30 protein-coding genes and 2 other annotated features are annotated in these 26,154 nt (G+C 35.4%); of the genes, 11 read left to right on the top strand and 19 right to left on the bottom strand.

What is annotated here, in order from left to right:
* Complete coding sequence (yqeH, locus tag C568_RS0120000; RefSeq protein ID WP_003200588.1) at positions 1 to 1,107, bottom strand: ribosome biogenesis GTPase YqeH; 1,107 nt, start codon at positions 1,105 to 1,107, stop codon at positions 1 to 3.
* Between the two features lie 3 nt (positions 1,108 to 1,110).
* A complete protein-coding gene (locus C568_RS0119995) occupies positions 1,111 to 1,623 on the bottom strand; it encodes a YqeG family HAD IIIA-type phosphatase (protein ID WP_003200585.1) in 513 nt (170 codons plus the stop codon).
* A 243-nt stretch (positions 1,624 to 1,866) separates the two neighbouring features.
* On the opposite strand from C568_RS0119995, the gene C568_RS0119990 reads away from it, so the two are divergent.
* A complete protein-coding gene (locus tag C568_RS0119990; RefSeq protein WP_000850094.1) occupies positions 1,867 to 2,022 on the top strand; it encodes a sporulation histidine kinase inhibitor Sda in 156 nt (51 codons plus the stop codon).
* Positions 2,023 to 2,170: 148 nt separating this feature from the next.
* Here C568_RS0119990 and C568_RS0119985 read toward each other — a convergent pair whose 3' ends face one another.
* The 3 genes from C568_RS0119985 to rpmG form a co-directional block, all read right to left on the bottom strand.
* The gene (locus C568_RS0119985) at positions 2,171 to 2,968 is read right to left on the bottom strand and encodes a phosphatidylserine decarboxylase (protein WP_018782540.1); all 798 of its coding nucleotides are present in this window, start codon (positions 2,966 to 2,968) and stop codon (positions 2,171 to 2,173) included.
* A 294-nt stretch (positions 2,969 to 3,262) separates the two neighbouring features.
* The gene (gene sigK, locus C568_RS0119980; RefSeq protein ID WP_018765865.1) at positions 3,263 to 3,976 is read right to left on the bottom strand and encodes an RNA polymerase sporulation sigma factor SigK; all 714 of its coding nucleotides are present in this window, start codon (positions 3,974 to 3,976) and stop codon (positions 3,263 to 3,265) included.
* 121 nt (positions 3,977 to 4,097) lie between these two features.
* A complete protein-coding gene (rpmG, locus tag C568_RS0119975) occupies positions 4,098 to 4,247 on the bottom strand; it encodes a 50S ribosomal protein L33 (protein ID WP_001265619.1) in 150 nt (49 codons plus the stop codon).
* Positions 4,248 to 4,605: 358 nt separating this feature from the next.
* Here rpmG and C568_RS0119970 point away from each other — a divergent pair, with 358 nt between their 5' ends.
* On the top strand, positions 4,606 to 5,256 hold the full coding sequence (locus C568_RS0119970) for a GTP pyrophosphokinase (protein WP_003200578.1): 651 nt from the start codon (positions 4,606 to 4,608) through the stop codon (positions 5,254 to 5,256).
* Positions 5,257 to 5,283: 27 nt separating this feature from the next.
* Here C568_RS0119970 and C568_RS0119965 read toward each other — a convergent pair whose 3' ends face one another.
* Together C568_RS0119965 and C568_RS0119960 are read right to left on the bottom strand one after the other, a co-directional pair.
* Positions 5,284 to 5,763, bottom strand: a complete 480-nt coding sequence (locus C568_RS0119965; RefSeq protein ID WP_018782539.1) for a hypothetical protein — start codon at positions 5,761 to 5,763, stop codon at positions 5,284 to 5,286.
* 56 nt (positions 5,764 to 5,819) lie between these two features.
* Positions 5,820 to 7,205, bottom strand: coding sequence for an alkaline phosphatase (locus tag C568_RS0119960; protein WP_018782538.1), 1,386 nt, complete (start codon positions 7,203 to 7,205; stop codon positions 5,820 to 5,822).
* Between the two features lie 293 nt (positions 7,206 to 7,498).
* On the opposite strand from C568_RS0119960, the gene C568_RS0119955 reads away from it, so the two are divergent.
* Complete coding sequence (locus C568_RS0119955) at positions 7,499 to 8,338, top strand: GNAT family N-acetyltransferase (RefSeq protein WP_018782537.1); 840 nt, start codon at positions 7,499 to 7,501, stop codon at positions 8,336 to 8,338.
* A gap of 24 nt (positions 8,339 to 8,362) precedes the next feature.
* Positions 8,363 to 9,235, top strand: coding sequence for an alpha/beta fold hydrolase (locus C568_RS0119950; protein WP_371400307.1), 873 nt, complete (start codon positions 8,363 to 8,365; stop codon positions 9,233 to 9,235).
* Between the two features lie 41 nt (positions 9,236 to 9,276).
* Here C568_RS0119950 and C568_RS0119945 read toward each other — a convergent pair whose 3' ends face one another.
* The 3 genes from C568_RS0119945 to C568_RS0119935 form a co-directional block, all read right to left on the bottom strand.
* On the bottom strand, positions 9,277 to 9,777 hold the full coding sequence (locus C568_RS0119945; RefSeq protein ID WP_003208549.1) for a DoxX family protein: 501 nt from the start codon (positions 9,775 to 9,777) through the stop codon (positions 9,277 to 9,279).
* A gap of 259 nt (positions 9,778 to 10,036) precedes the next feature.
* Complete coding sequence (locus C568_RS0119940) at positions 10,037 to 10,588, bottom strand: hypothetical protein (protein WP_006095972.1); 552 nt, start codon at positions 10,586 to 10,588, stop codon at positions 10,037 to 10,039.
* Positions 10,589 to 11,164 (bottom strand): histidine phosphatase family protein, encoded by a 576-nt coding sequence (locus C568_RS0119935; protein ID WP_006095971.1) that lies wholly within the window; start codon positions 11,162 to 11,164, stop codon positions 10,589 to 10,591.
* 474 nt (positions 11,165 to 11,638) lie between these two features.
* Here C568_RS0119935 and C568_RS0119930 point away from each other — a divergent pair, with 474 nt between their 5' ends.
* Positions 11,639 to 11,761, top strand: coding sequence for a DUF4023 domain-containing protein (locus C568_RS0119930; protein ID WP_003200562.1), 123 nt, complete (start codon positions 11,639 to 11,641; stop codon positions 11,759 to 11,761).
* 41 nt (positions 11,762 to 11,802) lie between these two features.
* Here the strand turns inward: C568_RS0119930 and C568_RS0119925 are convergent, their stop codons facing one another.
* Complete coding sequence (locus C568_RS0119925; protein ID WP_018782534.1) at positions 11,803 to 13,041, bottom strand: TolB family protein; 1,239 nt, start codon at positions 13,039 to 13,041, stop codon at positions 11,803 to 11,805.
* Positions 13,042 to 13,172: 131 nt separating this feature from the next.
* Positions 13,173 to 13,400: a binding site (T-box leader), on the top strand.
* Positions 13,401 to 13,452: 52 nt separating this feature from the next.
* Positions 13,453 to 13,680 (top strand) — a binding site (T-box leader).
* Positions 13,681 to 13,842: 162 nt separating this feature from the next.
* On the opposite strand from C568_RS0119925, the gene C568_RS0119920 reads away from it, so the two are divergent.
* Both C568_RS0119920 and C568_RS0119915 read left to right on the top strand, forming a co-directional pair.
* Complete coding sequence (locus C568_RS0119920) at positions 13,843 to 15,600, top strand: aromatic amino acid hydroxylase (RefSeq protein ID WP_003208557.1); 1,758 nt, start codon at positions 13,843 to 13,845, stop codon at positions 15,598 to 15,600.
* Positions 15,578 to 15,892 (top strand): 4a-hydroxytetrahydrobiopterin dehydratase, encoded by a 315-nt coding sequence (locus C568_RS0119915; protein ID WP_029427556.1) that lies wholly within the window; start codon positions 15,578 to 15,580, stop codon positions 15,890 to 15,892. The genes C568_RS0119920 and C568_RS0119915 overlap by 23 nt, the downstream gene beginning before the upstream one ends.
* Before the next feature lie 19 nt (positions 15,893 to 15,911).
* Here C568_RS0119915 and C568_RS0119910 read toward each other — a convergent pair whose 3' ends face one another.
* Both C568_RS0119910 and C568_RS0119905 read right to left on the bottom strand, forming a co-directional pair.
* Positions 15,912 to 16,769, bottom strand: a complete 858-nt coding sequence (locus C568_RS0119910; RefSeq protein ID WP_006095967.1) for a VOC family protein — start codon at positions 16,767 to 16,769, stop codon at positions 15,912 to 15,914.
* A gap of 21 nt (positions 16,770 to 16,790) precedes the next feature.
* Positions 16,791 to 17,195 carry a DoxX family protein gene (locus C568_RS0119905; RefSeq protein WP_006095966.1) on the bottom strand — a complete coding sequence of 135 codons (405 nt, stop codon included), beginning with the start codon at positions 17,193 to 17,195 and terminating at the stop codon, positions 16,791 to 16,793.
* Positions 17,196 to 17,352: 157 nt separating this feature from the next.
* On the opposite strand from C568_RS0119905, the gene C568_RS0119900 reads away from it, so the two are divergent.
* On the top strand, positions 17,353 to 17,898 hold the full coding sequence (locus tag C568_RS0119900; protein WP_003200551.1) for a helix-turn-helix domain-containing protein: 546 nt from the start codon (positions 17,353 to 17,355) through the stop codon (positions 17,896 to 17,898).
* Positions 17,899 to 17,948: 50 nt separating this feature from the next.
* Here the strand turns inward: C568_RS0119900 and C568_RS0119895 are convergent, their stop codons facing one another.
* Together C568_RS0119895 and C568_RS0119885 are read right to left on the bottom strand one after the other, a co-directional pair.
* Complete coding sequence (locus C568_RS0119895) at positions 17,949 to 18,326, bottom strand: MaoC family dehydratase (RefSeq protein ID WP_018782532.1); 378 nt, start codon at positions 18,324 to 18,326, stop codon at positions 17,949 to 17,951.
* Between the two features lie 420 nt (positions 18,327 to 18,746).
* Positions 18,747 to 19,205 (bottom strand): GNAT family N-acetyltransferase, encoded by a 459-nt coding sequence (locus C568_RS0119885; RefSeq protein ID WP_018765876.1) that lies wholly within the window; start codon positions 19,203 to 19,205, stop codon positions 18,747 to 18,749.
* A gap of 649 nt (positions 19,206 to 19,854) precedes the next feature.
* Between C568_RS0119885 and C568_RS36520 the strand changes: the two genes are divergently transcribed.
* On the top strand, positions 19,855 to 20,043 hold the full coding sequence (locus C568_RS36520) for a CPBP family glutamic-type intramembrane protease (RefSeq protein ID WP_157753627.1): 189 nt from the start codon (positions 19,855 to 19,857) through the stop codon (positions 20,041 to 20,043).
* Positions 20,044 to 20,054: 11 nt separating this feature from the next.
* Here the strand turns inward: C568_RS36520 and C568_RS0119875 are convergent, their stop codons facing one another.
* Positions 20,055 to 20,561, bottom strand: coding sequence for a GNAT family N-acetyltransferase (locus tag C568_RS0119875; RefSeq protein ID WP_006095963.1), 507 nt, complete (start codon positions 20,559 to 20,561; stop codon positions 20,055 to 20,057).
* A gap of 3 nt (positions 20,562 to 20,564) precedes the next feature.
* On the bottom strand, positions 20,565 to 21,518 hold the full coding sequence (locus C568_RS0119870) for a LacI family DNA-binding transcriptional regulator (protein WP_029427555.1): 954 nt from the start codon (positions 21,516 to 21,518) through the stop codon (positions 20,565 to 20,567).
* A 115-nt stretch (positions 21,519 to 21,633) separates the two neighbouring features.
* On the opposite strand from C568_RS0119870, the gene C568_RS0119865 reads away from it, so the two are divergent.
* Entirely contained in the window at positions 21,634 to 22,389 is a 756-nt protein-coding gene (locus C568_RS0119865; RefSeq protein WP_018782529.1) for an HAD family hydrolase, read from the top strand.
* A gap of 282 nt (positions 22,390 to 22,671) precedes the next feature.
* On the opposite strand, the gene C568_RS0119860 is transcribed toward C568_RS0119865, so the two are convergent.
* Complete coding sequence (locus C568_RS0119860; RefSeq protein WP_003200539.1) at positions 22,672 to 22,899, bottom strand: YrhC family protein; 228 nt, start codon at positions 22,897 to 22,899, stop codon at positions 22,672 to 22,674.
* A 126-nt stretch (positions 22,900 to 23,025) separates the two neighbouring features.
* On the bottom strand, positions 23,026 to 25,629 hold the full coding sequence (adhE, locus tag C568_RS0119855; protein ID WP_006095960.1) for a bifunctional acetaldehyde-CoA/alcohol dehydrogenase: 2,604 nt from the start codon (positions 25,627 to 25,629) through the stop codon (positions 23,026 to 23,028).
* A gap of 315 nt (positions 25,630 to 25,944) precedes the next feature.
* Between adhE and C568_RS0119850 the strand changes: the two genes are divergently transcribed.
* Positions 25,945 to 26,154, top strand: a 210-nt coding sequence (locus C568_RS0119850; protein ID WP_018781297.1) for a helix-turn-helix domain-containing protein, incomplete at its 3' end; no start/stop codon positions are given.

Below are 26,154 nucleotides of genomic sequence, written 5' to 3'. Positions count from 1 at the left end.
TTAAATTAAAGATTTACGTAATGAAACACTAACTCCTTTTGGTACATGAGCAACGATTTTTGCACCTGGCTCATTTACAGTCACCCATCCTAATCCAGAGAATACAACATCTGTTTTGGGCTCACGAATATTAAATTCATATTTCACAAGCCCAGGCATATTTTCTAGTTCTTCTGGAGTTGGTGGATTTAATAACTCCCCAGCATGTTTTTCATACAATTCATCTGCTTTTTCAAGTTTTGTACGATGAATTGGTAGACGATTTGATAAATGACAAGTGAACGCACGACGACCACCACTAATATAATCAAAACGTGCTAATCCCCCGAAGAATAATGTTTGTTCTTCGTTTAATTGGAATACCATTGGCTTAATTTCCTTCGTTGGTGTAATAAGCTTTAAGCTTTGCTTTCCAACGTAATGTGCCATTTGGTGGTGATTAATAATACCTGGTGTATCATATAAAGAAGATGTTTCATCTAATGGAATGTCAATTAAATCAAGTGTTGTTCCTGGAAAATGAGACGTTGTAATCACATTCTCAGTTTCTTCACTAAATTCTTTAATCATGCGATTAATAAATGTAGATTTCCCAACATTTGTACACCCTACAACGTATACATCCTTACCACCGCGGTACTGTTCAATCGCCTCAGCAAGCTCGCGAATACCTTGTCCTTTTGCTGCACTAATTAAAAAGACATCTTCTGGTTTTAAGCCCAGTTGCTTTGCACTATAACGCATCCAATGTTTTACTTTATCATGCTTTACTGACTTTGGAATTAAATCCGATTTGTTTCCAACAAGCAATACTTTGTTGTTCCCTACAAAACGATGTAAGCCTGGTAACCAACTACCATTGAAGTCAAAAATATCTACAATTTTGACAACAAGCGCGTCTGATTGTCCAATTCCATTTAAAATGCGCAAGAAATCATCATCTGTTAAAGACACATCTTGAATTTCATTATAGTTCTTTAAACGGAAACAACGTTGACAAATCACCTGTTCTTTTTCTAAAGATGAAGTTGGTGCATATCCAACCCCATTTTTATTTTCTGTTTGAATTTCTACACCGCAACCAATACATTTAATTGTTTCAGTCAAACTTTATTCCTCCCAGTTAATTAAACCTTTTTTCTTCATATTGCTCATAATTCTTCGTTCAATTTTTCGATTAAAGCGCGTTACTAGTCCATCTGTTTGTGCCACTGGCACGACTAAAATTGTATATAAACCAACGCGATTCCCGCCTAATACATCCGTTAACAATTGGTCCCCAATAACAACTACTTCATCCGCTTTTAAATTCATTTCTTGTATCGCACGTTTAAAAGCACGAACAAATGGTTTACGTGCGCTATGGATAAAAGGAATGCCAAGTGGATCTGCAAAATCCTTTACACGTTGCTCATTATTATTTGAAACGACCGTTACTTGAATGCCTTGCTCTTTCATTTTTAAAAACCATTGCTCAAGCTTAGGCGTTGCATTCGGGCGATCCCATTCAATTAAAGTATTATCTAAATCAGTAATAATACCTTTGATCCCGCGTTTTTTTAAATCTTCCGGTTGAACATGATATACGTTTTTTACGTATTCATTAGGTAAAAATAATTTCAATTTCTTTCACCTCTTTGAGGAGTTTTCTTAAAATTTTTCGACAACATTTTTCGATAGCGAGCTTGTGGATAACATTGTACACATTTTCCACATCGATATTTCAGTTAATTCAAAATTTATCAACAACTCATACACACCTTATCCACGGTGATATGTGGATAACCAGTCGTTTGTGACTATCATATTTTTTTGATACAGTAGATGCAACAAAGAACCTATCCTTATTATCGGAGGTGACTCACCTTGAAAACGAAACATATGGAACAGTTATCTACTGAGTTACTCACTGAGTCTTATTATAAAGCAAAAGAACTAAAATTAAATCCTGACTTCATTTTACTTATAAAACAAGAAATCATCCGGCGATCATTAGAGGACAAGCTTGTCAAATCGTCTTGAGTACATATAGATTACTGCTTCGCCTGTAAAAAGAGCCATCCTCAAGATGGCTCTTTTATAAAATGAAACTTCCATCCGTGGGAACTTTTCACTCATCACATAAGTCCATCTAACTTCTTGGTGTCCTCACAAGTTTGTGATAAAACTTTTACTGCCCGTTACCATTAGATAAGCGCGTTGCGATTTTTTCACCAACGTGAAGTTCTTGGCCACTCGTTAATGTTGAAACAACTTCAACCATTCCTTTTTCAAACAGTAACACGACTGTTGAACCAAATGTAAAGTATGCCATCTCTTCACCTTTTTGAACAGTATTTCTTTCATGAAGAAGCTCAATACTATTTACAAACATAGCTCCTACTTTTACAAGCGCCATATGTTGTCCTTCACTATCGACCTCTGTGACAGAACGATAGTTCTTTGACAATGGTTCTTTTCCATATTTCATTCCTGCTGCGTTTACTGGATATGATTTTCTTCCAAGTACAACTCTCTCTGTCACAGCACCTGAGAGCGGGCTATGAATGCGATGATAATGACTTGGACTTAAATAAATAACCATATATGTACCGCCGGCATAGCGTCTTGCTCGCTCTTCATTACCTAGCATATCCACAAGCGAATACCGCTTGCCTTTAATATCAAATGTTTTCGTTTCTTCAATAGGGCCATGATCAGCAGATACCCCATCAACAGGACTAACAATACTTGATGCCGCTGCATCTATTTCTCGTTTTCCTTCTTTCAACTTACGTGTAAATAATTCATGCAGCGTCTGGTATTCCTTTAAGTCCTTCTCCATCTCATCCTGATTCAATTGAAATGCTTTTGCATAAGATGAAATAATAATGGAACTTAAGCGAGACTGTGCAAATTTACGTAATATATAAGAAGTAAAACGCCCGTTTGTAAGTTCGATCATGAGTCGATATAATGTACGTCGCAAACCGCGAAACCTCCTAATAAGTCTTAATGTAACAATTAAGTTTAGCTTTCCCTTCTTTTCTTTCTATATCAGAAAGTGGTTTTTATATTCACTTATCATACATCGAGCCAGTCATATAAAAAGAAAAAACAAGTACTATTTCATTCTTAAATTCGTTAGCACCTTCTAATATTACAGATAGAACCTGTCATTTTCAACAGTGAACGTATATTTCTTCTTAGAGTTTCTTGTTTTATTCCCTTTTCATCAAAAGAAAAAACGGCTGCACTCGAGCTGCAACCGTACCACACACCTTTACGCTTTTCCCTTCTTTTCCTTCTCCGCACGAACAAATTCATGAAACATTTTCATCAGCGCTCGCTTCTCAATCCGGGACACGTAACTTCTTGAAATGCCTAGCGCTTTCGCAATTTCCCGCTGCGTTTTTTCTTTATCAAGACCAAGTCCAAACCTTTTTACAATCACTTCTTTCTCTCGTTCATCTAAAATATCGATATATTCCTTAATTTTTTCTAATTCCATGCTAAGCTGGATCATATCAATTACATCTTCGGATTCGGATTTTAAAATATCGATAAGTGATATTTCATTTCCTTCCTTGTCCTGTCCAATCGGGTCATGAAGTGAAACATCTTTCTTTGTTTTCTTCAGTACACGCAAATGCATTAAAATTTCATTTTCAATACAACGAGCTGCATATGTCGCCAGCTTCGTTCCTTTCCCCGCTGAATAACTCTCAATTGCCTTAATGAGCCCAATCGTTCCGATAGAAATTAAATCTTCCGAATCCTCACCTGTGTTTTCAAATTTCTTAACAATATGAGCCACAAGCCGTAAATTATGTTCAATTAAAAGATTTCTCGCATGAGCATCACCTTGCTCCATCAGCTCTAAGTACTTCTTTTCATCGTCTGATGACAATGGCTGTGGGAACGCATTGTTTTTAACATAAGAAACAAATACAAACACTTCGCGAATCATGTATCCAATTGCGGCGAATAGACTCAAACCCTTCACCTCCGCCAAAATAGTGGTCTTTACTATATGTATGTGGGCGGGGGATTGTTTGTGTCTGTACCTACTTAAGAATAGAAATGCATAAAAAAACAGCAAGATTTCTCTAGCTGTTTTACTTCGTTTCACGATGCAATGTTACTCGCTTTAATCGTGGACAATATTTTTTCAGTTCAATACGCTCCGGATTATTTCGCTTATTCTTCTTCGTAATATAATTACGATCACCGCATTCTGTACAAGCTAATGTAATGTTTACACGCATATGTAGACCTCCTTTTCTCCAAAGATCGCAACTAAAACGTAATGATTGCGATTTATAAAATAAATGCTATTATTCTTTTTGTCAATTCACCCTTTTAACAATCATTCTAAAAAGACAAAAAACTGAAACAATTAGTTCATACGAAATTCACATCAATCCATTACTATTAGAATTGTACATAATCAATTTATTAACAATCCAATTTATTGATATATGAAAGCTAATTAGAAAGGAGTTAAAAACAAATGAAAGCAAAATACCGTTTTATGATCTCATCATTTGCAGCATGCGCTTATATGATTTGGTATTTAGTATAATAAGCAACCTTATTTGCAAATATGAAAAGGTGTGTATATAAATGAAATATAATCAATCAACTGTTAACTATTGGAAAGCATTTGTATTACCTTATACATTCGCTTTAGAAGAGTTAAAAACAAAATTCGAAATTATGAACCGGGAAGCTCAATTCTTAGAGGACTACAACCCGTTTGAACATATAAAAACAAGATTGAAACAGCCTGAAAGCATCGTAAAAAAACTCGAACGCAAAAATTTAGCACCAACGATTGCAAATGCGCAAACACATTTGCAAGATATTATCGGCATCCGGATTACATGTTGCTTTGTGGAAGATATTTATCACTTAAAACAAGTCATTGAAAATCGTGAAGACATGGAAATTGTAGAAGTAAAAGATTACATTGCTAATCCAAAGCAAAACGGCTATAAAAGTTTGCATATGATTATTAAGTATCCACTAGCGCTAAATTCTGGTACAAAAGAAGTTTTTGCAGAAATTCAATTACGTACACTCGCTATGGACTTCTGGGCAAGTTTAGAGCATAAACTCTACTATAAATATGAGGGGAATATCCCCGATTATTTAAAAGATGAACTCCACGATGCTGCCATGAAAGCTGAAGAGCTTGATAATAAAATGGCAACCATCCGCCAAGATATTGATGAGATTGAAGCATGTTCAAATCAAATTTTACTACCATTATAAAAAGGTTCTCCTAATAAGAGAACCTTTTTATTTCTTTTCTACCGTCCGGACTTCTTCAATTTTCCAATGCTCATCTTCTTTTCCTAGCGCATACCGGATCTTTTTCTGAAGAGAGCTTCCACCATCTATTTCTTTTTCTTCTGTTTCAACAATGGCAAAATCGCCTTTTGAACTTTTCACTTGAACACGATTCAACTCAATTCTCTTATTTTCTCGTTGAAACGCCGCTTCTTTTTGTGTTCGTAAGTCTTCGGCGCCAACAATTTTGCCCGAAAACAAAGCCATATGTTGATCGAAATTTTTTTCGTTTGTCGTCTGCACAAACGTCTCTATTACATTCCGAATTTCTTTCTCTTCTTCTGGTGTTACATGTACCTTCGTTTCTTGTTTTACCGTTACCTCTTTTTTTTCTATATCTTTTTGCTTCGTTTCTTGCTGAAATTGACAACCCATTAATAATAACCCAGCTAGAGCAAAAGCCCCTATTTTCTTAACAAAGTTTTGCATCCTTTATTCCTCCAAAAAAGAAAAAACGAGGCGAAATGCCTCGCTTTCCTTCACAATTAGCGTCTGCCTTTATTAGGGTCACCGCCACCAACAATATCGAAGACACGTTTTGCTAAATTTGTATTTTCTTGAACGCCAGAGAATAGATATTTACCTGGCCCAAATGCATATACGTTCACATCTTCACCCGTATGTCCACCTGTTGTCCAGCCTGTAAATGAACGTTTATTGAAGATTTCTTCAATCGCATTATCAATTTTCGTTACATCTTTTGATGGAGCAATGTCATTCACGGATTTAATTTCTTCTGTTGTTAATTGTAAATCAATGTATTTTTTCAACGTTTCTTCTACATTTGCACCTTTTGCAATTTCATTTGCCATAAAGTCTGGTGTACGTTGCGCAGCTTTAATTGCATTTGCATTAAAGTTATATTCACCGTTTACACCAAGAGAGAATCCACCAGTAGAATGGTCAGCTGTTGCAATCACTAATGTATGTTTATCTTTTTTCGCAAATTCAATTGCTGCTTTAAATGCTTTCTCAAAGTCTTCTATTTCACTCATCGCACCAACTACATCATTATCATGGCCAGCCCAGTCAATTTGACTACCTTCTACCATTAAGAAGAAACCTTTATCGTTTTTATTTAAACGATTGATTGCTGCATTTGTCATTTCTTCTAACGAAGGTGTTTTTTCATTACGATCGATCATTTTATCTAAGCCACCTGGTGCAAATAAACCAAGAATTTGATCACTTTTATCATTTAATAATTGCTCACGATCTGTTACATAGCTATAACCAGACTTCTTAAATTCTTCTGTAAGATTCCGATCTTTTCTTACAAAGTTATTCACGCCACCACCAAGAAGAACATCTACTTTATGTTTCCCATTAATTTTCTCATCAAAGTAATCATTTGCAATTGCATCCATATTTTTACGGCTTATATCATGCGCTCCAAAAGCAGCTGGCGTTGCATGTGTAATTTCAGAAGTTGCAACTAAACCTGTTGATTTCCCTTGCTCTTTTGCTTGTTCAAGTACTGTTTTCACTTCTGCTTGATCATTATCAACCGCGATTGCTGCATTGTATGTTTTCACACCTGCTGACATCGCTGTTGCCGCTGATGCAGAATCTGTAATATTTTGATGCTCATCTTCTGGATATGTCTTTTGTGTTCCTACAAGATGATTATCAAATTCTGTCGATTCCATTTCAAACGTCTTTGGATTGTCTTTCATATAACGATGAGCAGTCATATACGAAGGTCCCATGCCATCCCCAATTAAAACAATTACATTCTTAATTTTTGGATCACTTGCTTTTCCATCCGCTTTAATTACATCTGAACGTGTTACGCCCCACGTTACTACGGAAGTAAGTGCTAACGATGTGACAACTGCAAATGGCCATGCTTTCTTCATAAACTTTTTCACTTTTTTTGTCCCCCTAATACGTTATTAAGTTCCCTATACCCAATTTAAAGGAAGACTATTAAGGAAAAGTTAGTTATATGTAAATATTTTGTTAAGTAATGTAAATTTTAGTTATAATTTGTATATCTTTGTCTTATATCATTAAGCTTTATCACCTTTACAAAATGAAAAGAAACTAGTATAGATTTTTCAAAATTAAAAATTACTGCTTTACATTCTCTCTGTTTATGACTATGTATTCATTTTTTTCATGGTAAAATATTTCTACTAGATTAGAAATGTGGTGATTCAATATGCAAATACAAAAACTAAATAATTCTAGTATTTCACAGCTCATTTCTCTTTGCGAGGCTGTTGGATGGTTACAGCCTCAATTATTTATGCGAAATCAATTTGAAATGTACCTGTCAATCGGAAGTCTATTTGGCTATACACAGAACGAAAAACTGATTGCTACTGGTGGGGTATTCCCTTCCGAATCTGGATTTTCTTCTATCGGTATGTTAATGGTTCACCCCAACTTTCAAAAACAAGGACTTGGCCATTCTTTACTCGATTTTTGTGTGCAACAAGCGCCTACTTCTCTCCCAGTTATACTCATCGCAACAGATGCTGGTGTGCCCTTGTACCAAAAATACGGCTTTACGACAATTACAACAATCCATCGCTTTGAAAAATTTGTTACAAATACATCTACGAATCTCTCTCATTTAAAGCAAATTATACAAGATGATCTTAGTTCTCTCAGTAAGCTTGATAAAACCGCAACAGGTACGCATCGTCCAAACCATTATTCAATATTACTAGCTAGAGCAGCACTCACATTTAAAATTGAAAGAAACCACAGGATAGAGTCTTTTTCATTATGTATCCAAAAAGGGGATGTACTGTGCATTACCCCTCTTATCGCAAAAAATGAGGGAGATGCAATCCAATTATTACAATCCATTTGCAAAGGTTGGAATGGAACTGTACGTATAGATGTTCCACACTCACAATGTACATTTCGAGCACACTTGGAATCGAAAGGATTTCAAGAAACACTGCTTTCACCCCTTATGATAAAAAATGGAAGTCACCTGTCTGGAAATCGTGACCATTTATTTGCTATGATGGATGCAGCGTTATGTTAGAAAGGGGTCAAATGCTTGAAACGAATGAAATCTTATATAGTAAGCTGTCTTACTCTTACATTGCTAGTGGGTTGTAATGCGGCAGAAAAACCCGTAGAAACAGTAAAACAGGTAAAAAATACAATTGAAACAAAGTTAACAACAGATGAAAAAATGGTCGACATAGATGGACAAACTATTTACTTTAAACAAATTGGGAAAAAGAAACCACCATTACTTATGCTTCATGGATTTGGTGGATCATCCAACGGATTTAGCGATATTTATGCAGACTTAGCAAAAGATCATACGATTATCTCCGTTGATGTTTTAGGATTTGGCCATTCTTCCAAGCCGATGGATTTTCCATATTCTTTCCCTAACCATGCCAATCTTTATTATAAGTTAATGAAAAAATTAGGATATGATACATTTGCAGTGCTTGGTCATTCTATGGGTGGAGAAATTTCTCTTAATTTAACATACTTATATCCAAATGCAGTTACCCATCTCATTTTAACGGACGCTACAGGAGCTGTATCATTAACGAACAGAAATGCTTCACCTAAGCCACAGTTATCAACTGATTTAAATACTGTTTCTTCAATTACAAATTATGATGAAAGTAAAGTGAAATTTAAACGTGATGATACAGAACATTATAACCAAATGAAAATGTGGCCTAGACGCCTTAAGATTAATGCTAGTGAAATCAAGCTTCCGACTTTAATTATTTGGGGCAGAAATGATAGTAGTGTATCATGGAAAGAAGGCGAATCTTATCATCAGTTTTTAAAAAACAGCGCCTTTCATATTATTGAAAAAGGTTATCATGCCCCATTCCGCCAAGAACCGAAAGAATTTATGGGCTATGTAAAAGAATTCTTTGAAAAGAATCCAACCGAAACGACAAAGTAATAAAAACGGGTATCTCACCTTTGAGATACCCGTTTCATATATTAAGCAGCTTGCCTCTGTCTTTTTTGCGTTTTTGAACCTAGTAATTTAGGTCCAATCCAACCATCAATTCCAAGTTTTCCAGCATTCATGCCAGCAACTAAAACAAACATAGATAAAATAACCATTTGTGGATTCACACCTAGAGACCCACTAAACATATAGGAAAAGTTCATTACAAGACCAAAAAAGACAGCTGTTTTCGTTAAACAACCTACAATTAAACCTATTCCAACTAGAATTTCTCCCCATGTTACAAGCGTGTTAAATAGATCAACATTCGGAATTGCAAAGTCTTGTAAGAATGCTGCCCACCAAGATTGAACGGCTGGTTGTGCTCCTTTTGACTTTTCAATAGCCCCCTGCAAATAACCTGTCGCATCAAATCCCTTTCCTTGTAACTTTCCGATTCCAGCCATCAACCATGTGTATCCCAGATAAACACGGATAATCGCTAACACAAAAGAAACTGCTTTGTTTTCTCTTAAAAATTGAATAACCATATCTTCCTCCTAAAGATGTAATTAAGTTAGTTGCAGGTAATATCTTAACATTAGTTACTTATTTTTTAAATGTTAATTATGAATAAATTGTGACAATTATATAGAATGTTAAAAACTAACATTTATATAGTTGCTTTTATTTCCTTGCAAAAAACTTGAAAATATCATACCATAATTGATAATGATTTTCATTATTTTTCGCAAAAAAATTATGCGGTAAATGTGAAACGTGCTTATCCTATATTCGGATAAGCACGTTTCATTCTCTATATAATTCAAATGTAAGAGTCCCGTTATCTAATGATTTTGCATCCTGAAATGCATCATCTATTGTTTTTTGATGATTAATAAGCCCGTAAAATAAACGCATTGTAAACATAAGTGCTGCATTTCCATCCACATAATCTGTTGAGCCTATATAAGCTTTTACACCACTATTTAAAAATGCTGTCGCAAGTTTTGGATCTCCTAAAGTACACCCGCTATTGATAATATACTTGTTATGCAATTTTGCATATTGTTTAATTTCAGTTACACCAAAGTTTCCTCTCAGCTCATCTTTCTCATACACATCTTCCCCTAATTCTTCCATTACAAATTCCCCTTCTTCACCATGAAAGCAAAAGATAATATAATCTATATCTTCATACAAACTTTTCCCTGAAAGAACATCCATCAAATCCCGCGGTCGACCAATCCAATATGTAATAACTCTTGCTCCAAAATACTCAAGCGTCGCTCGAAGCGATTGTGCTTCTAAATCTGAATTATCGCCAACTACTAACGCAATATTCAAATAAAAAACCTCCATTCATAAGTTTATTTCATACACACCTGTTTCTTCTAAAAAATCCTCTCTGGTTAGAACTAAATTTTGTAAATACTGCCTATATGCTGTAATCGTTCCATCGTGTGAAACGATACAAATTCTTTCTGTATGTAATGTATAACACCAATCGATGAATTCATCTGCTATATTCTGAAATTCCTTCTCTGAAATCGTATTTATCCCCTGATTCCATAACATATCGTTTGTATTTTCTCTTAAAGAAAAACTAGGAAATAACTCTTGAATTACCTTTGTATCTAACAACCTGTCACACGGTAATGTTCTCGCTCCTTCACGATAAGAGAAAATACGTGGAGAAATATAAGGATGTGTTATTTTGCGGCAAACTACTTGTGAGCTCCATATCGCAGCAGTTTGTAATGTTCGAAGCGTAGGACTCGCTATTAATACATCGATTTCTTGTAGTGGTAAACTACTTTGAAGTAACAATGCTTGTTTTTCGCCTTCTTTTGTCAAAGCTGAATTCTCTAATTGCAAGCTCATAGGTAAATCTTTTGTATGTGTTCCCTCGCCATGCCTTATGAAAATAAGTTTCATAGTTTTAGTCCTTTCTATGAAAATAAATATATCTTTCTATCTTTTCTCCTTTCTCTTCTATATTCCTTTTGCATTATTTTTAATCACAATTATAAATGATGCTGTAAAAATATCCGACACCCCTATTAGCAATTATTACAATAAAATATGTAAACCATTTTTATCCCGCATTAACGGGCAGTAAGACCTCCACCTCAAAATTCAGTGAAAGCAAATAAGTTAGGTGGGGATCAACTGCCCGTAAAAGCCCGATTGGTGAGGGCTAATAATCATCAGTGGGGGATGAAGAAAACCCCCACTGATTAAAGTTTCACTTTATAATTCTTATATATTTAGGGAGGAATTCACAAATGTTTGAAAGCTGAAAAATCTATACAGAGTTATACATTTTTTAATCCGAATACCAATTCATGATTCTCCTCTCAAATGGTTATAGTAACAGAGATAAAACGAAATTCTGAGGAGGATATATCAATGAGTAACTCAAATGATTTTTTAGACACAATACACGAAAAACAAGCGAAAGACGAGCAAAATAGAAAACGCCAAGGGAATGGAAATCCTGGGAAAAAGAAGCCGAATAAAACGCACAAATAACTATAAAAAAGCTGCCTAAAAAATATTCTAGGCAGCCTTTTTTAACCTTCTTTTACAGAAATAACTTCCTCCCAATTCCATTTTTCATAATACCACTGGGGGACATCAATATTTTCAATCCATTTCTTCGCTTTCGATCCCTCTCCATTCGCCAACCACATATCTGCCTTTTTACGGTCAGAGCGCATCCATGTCAGCTGATTTTCACTTTTTATATAAAGTGGATTGTAATCTCCATATTTTTTTGAAGGAGTTGTAATTTGACGCTGTCGATTTGATTGAATATTTACTTGGTATAAAGAAGGCAATGATCTTTTTTCTTCTTCGTTCGACCATTCCATTTCCTTCGCTCTTGAAAGAGTAATAAGTTCATTATCCTGCCATGTAAAATCCCAATCAACATATCCTTTTGGAGTGAATTTTTCTTGCTGGAGAGCGGGTAATTCCTTTATTTTTAAATGTTTATTCTCTAACGCAAATCTTCCACTTCCTTCAATATAAGCTAATATATTTTTCGATGGAGACCATTGTATCCATTGGCTGTTTAATAACATTTGATCTACTTTTTCAAAATAACTTCCGTCCGCTTTCAAAAGACAAAGTGTATTACTATCAGCTGACCACGAAGCAGTTGGTACAGCTAAAAAAGCAATCCACTTTTGATTTGGAGACCATTTGAAATCACTTGCAATATAGGCTAAGAAATCTTCCTGCATACTCGGTAATGTATACAGGTGTTTCATTTTATTCGGATTCATTCCTGCATCCTTTTGTACTTCATATAACTGCGCTCCTGTCCAACCTGTTGGAAGCAACTGAGCCTCAGACGAAACAAGAAATTTCTTTCCGTCTGGATACCATGCATAGTCTCCTACACCCGATGATACATTTTCAAACGTTGCATTCTTCTTCTCTGCATCAAATGTATTTAACGTGCTTGTAAATTCAAATGCAATTATATTCTCTGCCGGTGACCATTGATAATTCGTTGCTTCTGTCTGAGACGGAACAACTTTTTTCCCATCCGCAACACGGTACAATTCAAGCTGATTTTGTTCCTCTCCCTTTGCGTATGCGATCCATTTTCCATCATGTGACCATTTTGGCTTTGTTATGTACTCTCCTTTTGTTATTTGTTTTTCGTTCCCATCGATTTTTATCCAGAGATTATGGTTACGAATAAAAGCTACTTGTATATTTTTTGTTTCAGCTTGAACAGTAGGCACAGCTTCACATAAGCAGCAAACACAGACAATCAAAACAATTATTTTTCTCCACATCTTTTCCTATCCTCCTATAGATAATTCCCACTTATCGTTCCCCTTATCTACTATATTTAAATAAAATTATTGTTGACAACTATTCAAATGTAGTTTTATAATACAAAACATAGTTTAGTTGAACGAATTATATATCGGCTTTGAAGGAAACCTAGTAGCGACTTATATCCCTGACTCAGAGAACTGATGGTTGGTGCAAATCAGTACATATACAAGCGTGAATTACAATTCTGGAGCTTCTTTCCCGTAGTGCGATTATGCATGAAGAGAAAGACGGATCTTTCCGTTATCTTAAAGTAAGTGGTAAACAATTTTTTGTTTACAAGTAGGGTGGTACCGCGATTTCTATCGTCCCTATCGGATTTTCCGATAGGGGCTTTTTTGCGTCTTCCCCTTTTAAACAATTTCATATATTACGCGTTGAAAGAATCGCAGTAGTAACTTATATCCCTGTTTCAGAGAGCTGATGTTTGGTGCGAATCAGTACATATACAAGTGCGAATTACAATTCTGGAGTTTCTTTTTCGTAGTGCTATTTTTGCATGAAGGAAAAGACGGATTTTTCCGTTATCAGTAACTGAGAAGTAGGTGGATTTTCACTTACAAATAGGGTGGTACCGCGATTTCTTCGCCCCTATCGGATTTTCCGATAGGGGCTTTTTCTATTTCTCACAAAAACAAATGTTAAATAATTCCGAATCTTATGATAAAATTTTATAAGCGCTTACAATAATTGAAAGGGGGTGATATACCCAAAAGTAATCACAGCAGTTTTTACAGATAAAAAAGGAGGATGTATTAATGACAAAGAAAACAGAAATTCCATCACATTTAAAACCATTTGTATCCACGCAGCATTACGATCAGTACACACCGGTTAATCACGCTGTGTGGCGTTACATTATGAGACAAAACCATAACTTTTTAAAAGATGTTGCTCATCCAGCCTATGTTAACGGACTACAATCATCTGGTATTAATATAGATGCAATTCCAAAGGTTGAAGAAATGAATGAATGCTTAGCACCAAGTGGTTGGGGTGCAGTAACGATTGACGGCCTTATTCCCGGCGTAGCGTTCTTTGATTTCCAAGGACATGGTTTATTACCAATCGCAACAGATATTCGTAAAGTGGAAAACATTGAATATACTCCAGCTCCTGATATCGTTCACGAAGCAGCTGGACATGCACCGATTTTACTTGATCCTACATATGCAAAATATGTAAAACGATTTGGCCAAATTGGAGCAAAAGCATTTTCAACTAAAGAAGAACACGATGCTTTTGAAGCTGTGCGTACTTTGACAATTGTGAAAGAAAGTCCAACTTCTACACCAGAAGAAGTTGCAGCAGCTGAAAAAGAAGTTGTCGAAAAGCAAAAGCTTGTTTCTGGCTTATCAGAAGCGGAACAAATTTCTCGCCTTTTCTGGTGGACAGTCGAGTACGGCTTAATTGGAGATATAAATAACCCGAAAATTTACGGTGCCGGTCTTCTCTCCTCTGTCGGTGAGAGCAAACATTGTTTAACAGATGCTGTAGAAAAAGTCCCATTCTCAATTGAAGCTTGTACAAAAACGACCTATGATGTTACAAAAATGCAACCACAGCTATTTGTATGCAAGTCATTTGAAGAATTAACAGAGGCACTTGAGAACTTCTCTGAAACAATGGCTTTTAAAACAGGTGACGCAGAAGGATTAGAAAAAGCAATTCGTTCTGAAAACAATGCAACTGCTCAATTAAGTAGTGGGTTACAAATTACAGGTACATTTGCAGAAAAGATTCAAAATGATGCAGGTAGAGTGATTTACATGAAAACAAATACACCGACTGCATTAGCACTAAACAATAAACAACTACCGAATCATTCTACAGCTGTACATCAAGATGGATTTGGTACACCAGTTGGTTTATTAGAAGGCAATGTTTCACTCGAAGATTGCACAGATGAGGAGTTACAAGCATTAGGCATTATCATTGGTAATCGTACGGAACTATACTTTGCAAGCGGTGTTCATGTAAAAGGAACAGTAACCGATATTATGAAAAACGATGAAAAAATCGCTCTTATTTCATTTACAGATTGCACAGTAGTTTACAAAGATCGTCTATTATTTGATGCTTCATGGGGAGCTTTTGACATGGCAGTTGGTTCAAAAATCACTTCTGTATTCCCAGGCGCAGCCGATGCAGCCGCATTCTTCGAAGTGACTGAAGAAGTAGAAGAAACACCAGAACCACTTACATTAACTGAGCTTGATCGTATGTATCAAACCGTTCGTGATATTCGAAATGAAGGTGTGTTACAAGATTCACATGTGGAACAATTAGTAGCAATTCAAGAGGTACTAAATAAGTTCTATACGAAAGAATGGTTACTTCGTCTTGAAATTTTAGAATTACTTTTAGAGCATAACAAAGGGCACGACGCATCTACTGCTCTATTACAACAACTTTCTACTTTTACAGAAAATGAATCTGTAAAACGTTTGATTAGCAATGGTCTTGCCCTACTCTCAATAAAGGATGTGAACAATAATGCAACGACTAACAGATGAAGAAGTGCAAGAGGAATTAGCAAAGCTAGATAAATGGACAGTGAAAGATGAAAAATGGATTGAAAGAAAATATATGTTTTCCGACTACTTAAAAGGTGTCGAATTTGTCTCTGAAGCCGCCAAACTATCAGAAGAACACAATCACCATCCATTTATCCTTATCCAGTATAAAGCAGTCATTATTACTTTGTCATCCTGGAATGCAAAAGGTTTAACAAAACTTGATTTCGAGCTAGCAAGACAGTTTAATGAACTCTTTTTACAAAATGAAAAAGCAATTATAAGAAAGTAAAAAAAGGAGAAGCCTTTATTTAGGCTTCTCCTTTTACAATCAATTGAATACAGTGACCAAACGGATCTTCTACTTGCATTATTCCATCTTTATACATAGCAATCGCGCCAATATATTTTAAGCTTTCACACACTTGCTCTTTTTCTTTTTCATCTACTAGTACAATTGTGAAATATTTCAAGCCAACGGAATTTGGCATTTGCGGCGGCACACCTTCACCTTGCCATGTATTTAAACCAACATGGTGATGATAGCCACCTGCTGAAACAAATAATGCACCATTTCGGACTGGAATCGTCACTTCAAATCCAAGCCCATCTACATAAAAACGTTTTGCTTCTTCTAAATCAGCAACATGTAAATGGATATGTCCCATTACAGTTCCGCTTGGAAATCCATTCCACTCATTTCCTTGTTGTAATAATCCGTCTCCATCTAATGGGTTGCTAACAAACGGAAGCTCTCCCTTTTCATCACGCCATACTTCTCTTTGACGATCATGATAAATTTCGATTCCATTTCCATCTGGGTCAGCTAAATAAATTGCTTCGCTAAAGTAATGATCTGCCCCGCCATGTAACGGATACACTTTCTGCACAAGATGCAGAAGAATATTTGCTAAATCTTGTCTACTTGGTAGTAAGATTGCAAAGTGATATAAACCAGTGCGACTTCTTTGTTTTGGAAGAGCATTTTCTTTCTCCTCTATTATAAGAAGTGGTTCATTACTTTCATTACCAAGTGTAGCGATATGCTCCTCTTCTCTTACCACTTTCAATCGTAACACATCTGTATAGAATGCTAGAGACTGTTGTAAGTTCGATACATATAAATGAACTGCACCGAGTGTTGTACTGGGATGAAGTCGAAAGTCCATATTGTTATGCCCCCATTTCGATTAATGTTTTTTGAATACAGTTGCTTTTAAGAAGTTATCTACAAAACCTTCAGCTTTAACAACGAATAAGTAAAGACCCATTGCCAACAATGCAAGGTCTAATTCGTATCCTGGATTCTTTCCATCTCCTAATAAACCAGCAGACCATTTTACTTTTACAATTGCTCCAACTAAAATAAGTGCGAATAATAATCCAATATACCGTACACCTAAACCGATAATCAATAACAGACCACCAACTAATTCTACTGTCGCTACGCCGTATGCAAGAGCACCTGGTAAACCAATGCTTGTAAACCATCCTGCAATATTATCAATGCCTGATTGGAACTTTGCCAAACCATGCATAAAAAACGTTACTCCTAATACGATACGAATAATTAAATTACCAATATGTTGATTCATTTTGTTCTCTCCTTTTGAGTTTTATAATATAAAACTTTTGTTCACATTACAAAACATACAATAATTTTTTTTATCCGTCAATTTATTTTTCTTGAGAAAAAAATGTTTTTTTTTGCTATGATACAAATAGTTGTCTACAAAAAGGAGCTTGATTATTATGAATATCGGTTCTGCAATACGTGAAATTCGTCAGCGCAGAGGCGTCACTATCGCCCAAATTTGTGAAGGAACAGGACTTTCTAAAGGTTTTATGAGCCAGGTCGAGAATAATAAAACTTCTCCATCTATCTCAACTTTAGAAACAATTTCCAAATTTTTAAACGTTCCTCTCCCTTATTTATTACTTGAGCAAAAAGATCACATGAAAATTGTAAAAAAGGAAGAACGAAAATACAGTGTGTATGGAAAAGATGAACAAAGGATTGAACATGTCGCTGAGCAAGGAGGCCTTCGTTTATCTTTAGTAGAAATCCCAGCTGGATTCCCAAAAGAAAATATACCAAATGCTCATGAAGGTGAAGAATGCCATCTTGTTTTGCGCGGTAAATTAGAAGTACAGCACGGAGAAGATATCGCGATTGTGGAAGAAGGAGATTCTTTCTCCTGGAGTGCATGTGTGCCACATATTGTGCGTAATATTGGCGAAGACTCCGCATTATTACTCATCTCGAGCCATGCTGAAAATCGAAAACGTGTATATTAAAATGCAATGCAAAAAGCCTGTTTTCAAAAATGAAAAACAGGCTTTTTGCATTATTCTCGTATAATTCCATAGCTTGATCCTACTAATACTTCTTTCCCTTTTTGATTACGATAAATCGACTCTATCGATACCTTTTTGTACCCTTCCAATTGTTCCACACTTGTAAGAGTTACATCACAAGTAATTGTATCTCCAGTAAAAACAGGCCTGATGAATTCACTTACTAATTCCCGTGCTATGTAATGTACCTCTCCACCAATTTTCGTTCCAATACTTGCAGTTAATAACCCATGCACCATTAAACGTCCCTGCTCATCATGTTCCATATGATGTCTCCCTTTATCACCTGTAAGATGAGCAAATTCCAAAACCTCTTCTTCTGTAAATGTTCTTTCGTACCGAAACGTATCTCCTACTTTAATATTCATTTTATCCTCCTTTTTAAATTTCTGAATTTTCTTTATTATTTTACCACAAAATGAATAGACCTTCATTTTAATCACTAAAAGTATCGTTACAAACTGTAAATAATTAACATTTTCATGTTATTATTTAAGTATCTTTGGTGAAATTGGAGGTCTTAACAATGACATTTGAATTAGTTAGTGGCATATTATTGGCAGTTTCATTACTCTTCTATTCCACATTAGAAGTTTGGCTTGCTCCCAATAATAACTCCTTCTTTAAAGGTTTCAAAAAGAAAATGATATTCCTACTCCCCTTGTTTACTCTCTCATTCGCAATTCACTACTTCTTTTTTGTACAATAAAATAGTTTATCTGTGTAAATACAAAAGGATCGCTATCGTCTAGCAATCCTTTTTACACGCTTTCTATTATCTAATGGGATTATCGATGTCCTGCTTTTTTCGCTTCATTATAACCATAATAAGCACACGTCCCATTTTGAGATAAATCCCGCACCTCAAAACCACAACTACGATAAAAATCAAAATTATTCGCAGAAGTATGAGCAAACCAATCTCCATGAGGGAGTTTCTGCATACAAAGGGAAACGAGCTTCTTTCCTAATCCTTTTCCTCTATATTCATACTTCACAACTAAATCCATAATATTTGCAGCCATTATCTGATCAGAAATAACACGAACCATCGCAATCATTTCTTCCTCATCCCAAATCGTAAAAGCCCACGTAGAATTTTCAAATGCTATCGTAAATTTTTCAATTTGCCATGATGGAATGCTATTGTTACTCCAGCCCGCATCTTCAAATAAACTTTTAATTGCATAAGCTGGCACACCTGTCGTTCCTTCTCGAATAATGAGTCCATTATGATAAATATACAATCCCATTCCCCCTTTTATTGTTATATACTATTCTTTAAAAGTTGAATATTACCTTTTTAAAAGGAGAAAAAGATGAAGGGATTTTTATTATTCTTTTACACTTCTTATGATTACTATACAAACTACTAATATAGCATTCTTTTGTTTATGGATCCTTACATTACTACTTCTACTACTAAAAAAGAAAAACTATCATCATTTCATATGGATTACTCTATTATTTGGGAGTGGATTCTTTCTCTATTTATTTACTATGGATCAAATTTCCTTTTCTTCAAGAGAACTAACAATTATTGTGAAACGTCTTTGCCTACTTCTTGTTTTTGTGCCATTTCTCATAGATGCTCTTATACGCAAACAGCGAATATCTCTAAATTAGAATCAACCAAAATGGAACAATACTTTGCACGTGCCTTTTATTTGGAGTGGTCCTCATCAAGTTAAAATTTATATATTTCTTATCATCGCGATTTCTATTAACATCGTCACCTTTACACCTTTTCTACTACAAAAAGAAATATCTTATATACAACATATCATGCTATTTGCTGTATTGTTTTCTATTATCAATGGCGTATTAGAAGAATGTATTTGGCAGGGAATCCTACTACATCAGTTTACAAATCAGTTTGATGAAAAATAGGCTATTTTGCTTACAAGCATTGGTTTTGGTTTACAGCATTACTCCTTAGGTTTTTCTTGGAGTGTTTCCACCGCTTTTATTATAGCTGGTATATTTTATGGAGGAATAGTTGTGAAATCAAATCGTATCATTCCAGCTATTATATGGCATGTAATTTTAAACATATTAATGGTATTTAGTAGTCTCATTCTTTAAAAGAGCAGGATTTATCCTGTTCTTTTAATTGCATATACAAGAACATCTATTCCATGAAATGATGCTGTCTTCTCATAACTCATTCCTGTTTTTCGGGCAACAAAGATAGAAGCAGGATGATCTGGATTAATAAGAGAAATGAGCTTATTCAAACTTAACACTTGAAAACCATAATCTCGAAAAGCTGTTGCTGCTTCCTTTGCATATCCCTTTCCCCAATACTCTGGAAGTAACCAGTACCCAATTTCAATTTCTTCTCTTCCATCTACTTGTTGCCTAACGAGTCCTGCGTGACCAATTGGAGTATCTGTTTCCTTTTCAATCATTAGAAATAATCCTAAACCGTTTTTATAACTAGGAAGAACCCAGCTTTCCAGACTTTTCTTACACTGCACATATGTTTTTGGCGTTCCGTTCCCAATGTAGCGCATTACTTTCACATTTCCCCATAAGGAAGCATAGAAATCTAAGTCATCCATTGTATATTTTCGAAATTGTAAACGATCTGTATGGAACATATCCTACTCCCTTCTTGTAGATTCTCTTTCTATAATTGAAATAGGTAATTGTATACGTTGTACAGGCTCTCCTCGCAATTGTTTATGTAATAATACGATAGAATTCTTTGCCATACTTGTAATGGAGGTATTAATCGTTGTTATATTAGGATGCATTATCATCGAAAGTTCTTGATTATCAAATCCTATAACACCAAAATCTTGTGGGATCGCAATTTTCAACTTTTGAGCCTCCATAATAATTCCAGCAGCTATTTCATCACTGCCTGTAAAGATGGAATCTGGGGCATTTTGCATGGAGTGAATGCTATCTATTACCCTCTTCCCATCCTTCAGCCCATAGCAATTTGGAAATACCCATTCTTGCTGTAACTGTAGACCATACTCCTTTAAAGCTCTTTTATACCCTTGATATCTTTTTCTCTGCGCTTTACTTTTTAATGTATCGTAACAAAATCCTATACGTGTATATCCATTTTCCAAAAGATGCCTCGTTCCAATGTAACCAGCTAGCTCTTCATCAAATTGAACTGTAGATACGAGTTCTGTTTCTACATGTTCATTACAAATAACAATAGCTCCTGAAGTTATCGCACGCTCTATTTCCTCTATTGGCAAAGAAAGTGTAGTAAAAATAAGCCCATCTAACTTTTTCGTCCTAATATATTGTAAAAATTCTCTTTCTCTCTCAATTTCATAATTTGATTGTAATATCACGACATCATAACGATCTATTTTTAAAATACCACTTAACTCTTGAATTAACTGACTAAAAAAGGGATGATGTAAATTTGGTACGACTACACCGATTAATTTTGTTTGTAGACGACGTAGATCTTTCGCTGTCGCCACAGGTACATAATTTTTTTCATCAATAATCGCTTGCACTCTCGCCCTTAATTCTGGACGTACATACGGATGATGATTGATCACACGGGAAACGGTTGCTTTAGACACTCCGGCTAATTTAGCGATATCTTCAATTGTAGAAATCTTAACTCCCCCCTTGACCTGTAATGCATTTCAGAATGTACAGTATATGGTAACTATTATAAACGAGGTGACATGAAATATGGGAAAAATTCAAATTTCTGGAGAGGTTATTGAAACGAAAGCAATTGCCTTTGATAAAGATGGTACATTATTTCACGCGATTCCATTTTGGCAGGAAATTGATAGACTGCGAAAATCCAAATTTTCACAAATTGTTGGTAAAAAGTATGAACCTCTGTGGGAAAAAGCAGTTGGATTTGTACCTCCAAACAAAGTTGATTTTAAAGGCCTGTTAGCGGTCGCATCTGAAGAAGAAGAAATTATTGTTGTCGCCAGCCTTTTATATCAAATCAAAAAATATCCATGGCACCGTTGCAAAGAGCTCGCTACTACCATATTTGAAGAAAGTAATGAGCAATTATCCATTGAACAAGCTTTTCATCCTATTCAAGGGATAACTGAATGCATTATTTCTTTGCAAAAAGAAGAAATATACACAGGTATTCTTACCTCGGACAATAAGGTGAGAACAAAAAAATGTATTGATTTACTTAACATACCATCTCTTCAATTTCTCTTTACGCCAGAAGATGTAGAAAACGGAAAGCCTCATCCAGAAATGATTACAAAAGCATGTGAACAGCTTGATATTAGACCAAATGAGCTAGTAATGATTGGAGATACTGTTGTAGATGTAAAAATGGCTAAAGAGGCCGGAAGTATTGCTGTAGGCATTGCTAATCATGAACATGCTATAAAAGAACTAACACCTTATGCAGATTTTATTATTACCGATTACAATGATATACAAGTTTTAACAAAAAAAAGACAGTAGACAAAGCTTGTCTACTGCATCCATATCATAACTAGTATAAAGAAAACTACAGTTGAGGGGGGGTAGGATTTTCAGTTATATACTAGATATTTATCTTGTTCTAACAACGGACAAGAACTTCCGTTCACAAATGACCTTGAATTAGAACTTAGTTCTATTATATTTTAATTGATAAAGATTATCATTGTCAATATAAAACACATACATTTTCTACAAATTTTACTTATACGAAAAAACGCTACAAAAAGATACACTCTTTTCGTAGCGTTTCATCTATCAATCTTATTCATACTCGTTCTCCTCTAACCTGTCACGCAATACTTTAACACGCTTGAAAAAGAAAAATGACATCCCTAAAAATAAAACAATAACACCCATCATCGCAAAGGATTGTACAGTTTCTCTCCCTCCATTTGGGATTAATAAACCAATCATTAAAAATGTGGCTAGCGCAAGAAGAACTTGACCGAAGCGAATATAATCTGCTATTTTCTGTTGTAATTCTTTCATACTTCTACCACTCCTCCCTCTCACTCTATCATATTCTAATCGTTTCTGAGGCAAGTAAATACAGCCAATGAGGGAGATGTTTTCCAAAGTAAAAAGAGCCGCTGCTAAACGGCTCTTTCAAATTTTCTATACACCTTTATAAGCTTGCATATACACTTCTTTCAACTCTGAAATAAGCGGTAATTTCGGATTTGCCGTTGTACATTGATCTTCAAATGCTCGTTCAGAAAGTATATCAACAACCGCTTCAAATGCTTCTTTTTCAATACCTTGGCCAGCAACACTCATATTAATATTTAATTCTTTTCCAAGGGCGATAATAGCTTGTACTAATGATTCCACGCCTTCTTCTACTGTACGTGCTTTAAGACCAAGCATTCTTGCGATATGTGCATAACGCTCATCCGCAACAAAGTGCTCATATTTAGGGAATAGTGCATGTTTTCTTGGTTTAATTGCATTATAGCGAATAACATGCGGCATTAAGATTGCATTAGCACGTCCATGCGGAATATGAAACTCCGGTCCAATTTTATGCGCTAAGCTATGGTTAATACCAAGAAACGCATTGGCAAATGCCATCCCAGCAATTGCTGAAGCATTATGCATTTTTTCACGAGCTTCTTCGTCATTTCCATCTTTATATGCACGTGGTAAATATTTAAAGACAAGATCAATTGCTTTTAAAGCTAATCCATCTGTATAATCGTTTGCCATAATAGATACGTACGCTTCAATCGCATGTGTTAATACATCCATTCCTGTATCAGCAGTTACATGTGGTGGTACTGTCTTAACGAACTGCGGGTCAACGATTGCAACGTCTGGTGTTAATTCATAATCAGCAAGCGGGTATTTGATATTATTCTTTTTATCTGTAATAACCGCAAATGGTGTCACTTCTGATCCTGTTCCAGATGTTGTAGGAATCGCAACAAACTGCGCTTTAGTTCCTAGTTTTGGATATTTGCATGTACGTTTTCTAATATCTAAAAACTTTTGTTTGATACCAAAGAATTCTGTTTCTGGATGCTCATAAAATAGCCACATTCCTTTTGCTGCATCCATCGCTGATCCGCCGCCAAGAGCAATAATCACGTCTGGCTTGAAGCTTCTCATCATTTCTGCACCTTTAAATACAGTTTCATCTGATGGATCTGGTTCTACTTCAGAGAATATTTCTACTTTTACATCATTTCTATGTTGACCTAAATAATGCGTTACTACATCAATATATCCATGTTGAACCATTCCAGGATCTGTTACAATGAATGCTCGTGAAATGTTTGGCATACTTGCTAAATATTGCGTAGCGTGTTTTTCAAAATAAATTTTTGGTGGCAGCTTGAACCACTGCATATTCTTTTTTCTATTTGCAAGTCTCTTTACGTTCATTAAATGAGTTGCCGTTACGTTTTGAGATACAGAGTTCTTTCCGTATGATCCGCATCCAAGTGTAAGCGATGGAATGAAAGCATTATATATATCACCAATTCCGCCTTGTGCTGACGGAGCATTCACAATAAGACGACATGCTTTCATACGTAAACCAAACTGTTTTTGTACTTCTGTATTTGTAGAATGAATAACTGCAGAATGTCCTAAACCGCCAAGCTCTAACATGTTTTCACAATGCTGCAATCCTTCTTCTAATGAATTTGCTTTTATACAAGCTAATACTGGGCTTAATTTTTCGCGGGATAGCGGATAATTTGCGCCGACTCCTTTAATTTCTGCAACCAGCATTTTTGTATCTTCTGGTACTGCAATTCCTACTAGTGATGCAATGTAGTGAGCAGATTTCCCAACAATATCGCTATTTACTGCACATGTATTTTCATTAATGACAAGTTTCTCTAATTTCTTCCGTTCATCTTCTGTTACAAAATAACAATTGTTTGCTATCATTTCTTGTTTCACATCATTATAGATCTCTTTGTCTACAATAATTGCTTGTTCAGAAGCACAAATCATACCGTTATCAAATGTTTTTGATAAGATTACATCATTCACAGCACGTTTCACATTCGCTGATTTTTCCATATAACATGGAACGTTACCTGGTCCTACTCCTAAAGCTGGTTTACCAGTTGAATATGCTGATTTTACCATTCCTGCTCCTCCTGTTGCCAGAACAAGCGCTACACCTTCATGATTCATTAATTGTTTTGTTGCCTCAACAGAAGGCTTTTCAATCCATTGAATACAGTTCTCTGGTGCACCAGCTTTCACTGCAGCATCGCGCACTGTTTTTGCAGCTGCGATAGAACATTGCTGCGCTGAAGGGTGGAATGCAAAAATAATTGGGTTTCTCGTTTTTATCGCAATGATCGCTTTAAACATCGTTGTTGACGTTGGATTTGTTACTGGCGTTACCCCAGCAACCACACCGACCGGCTCTGCAATTTCTATTACTTCCTCATGTGGATCCTCACGAATAATCCCCACTGTTTTGTCATTTTTTATGCTATTCCAAATATATTCAGTTGCAAAAATATTTTTAATGCATTTATCCTCATACACACCGCGTCCCGTTTCTTCAACAGCCATTTTTGCAAGCGGCATATGTTGATCCACGCCCGCAAGTGCCATTTCATGTACAATTTTATCAATTTGTTCCTGTGTAAAACCTTCTAATGCTTGTAAAGCTTTTTTACCATTCTTTACTAACGCCTCAATCATTTCTACCACTTCTTGCGTTTCATTTACAACTTTCTCTTTGACTACCATGTAATTTCCTCCTATTCTGCTATATGGACTTAAATAGACCCTAAGGGTCTTAATGCGTCCCTATTAGCGTAAAAAAATAGAGTTACTTTTCCTACATGAATCCTATTATTTGTGAAATGTTTCACATATTTATGTGTGAAGTATTATTTCATGATTTTACTATACACGAAATATTTTTAATTGTGTGTGTCTAATTTGTGAAAAGTTTCACAAATTGTATTTTAAAAAAAACACTGCCTTTTTGATATGATCCCCTTATAGTAGACAGTAAAAAGAAAGCACATTAATCTGTTTACTATGGAGGGGATTTTTTCTATGGGTAAAATTAGAGTAACTTACGATATAGAATTTAAGAAAAAAGCAGTAGATTTATACCTTAAAGAAGGAATGGGATACAAAACGGTCGCTAAAGAACTAGGAATTGATCACTCAGTAGTAAGACGTTGGGTGAAACACTTTGAAGCTGAAGGTATCAAAGGACTAGAAGAAAAACGTGGTAAAGCGAAAGGGCCAGGTGTAGGTAGA

The sequence above is a fragment of the Bacillus sp. 95MFCvi2.1 genome (assembly GCF_000374965.1).
In the GTDB taxonomy this organism is placed as follows: Bacteria; Bacillota; Bacilli; order Bacillales; family Bacillaceae_G; genus Bacillus_A; species Bacillus_A pseudomycoides.
This window is presented reverse-complemented; position numbering and strand designations above follow the sequence as displayed.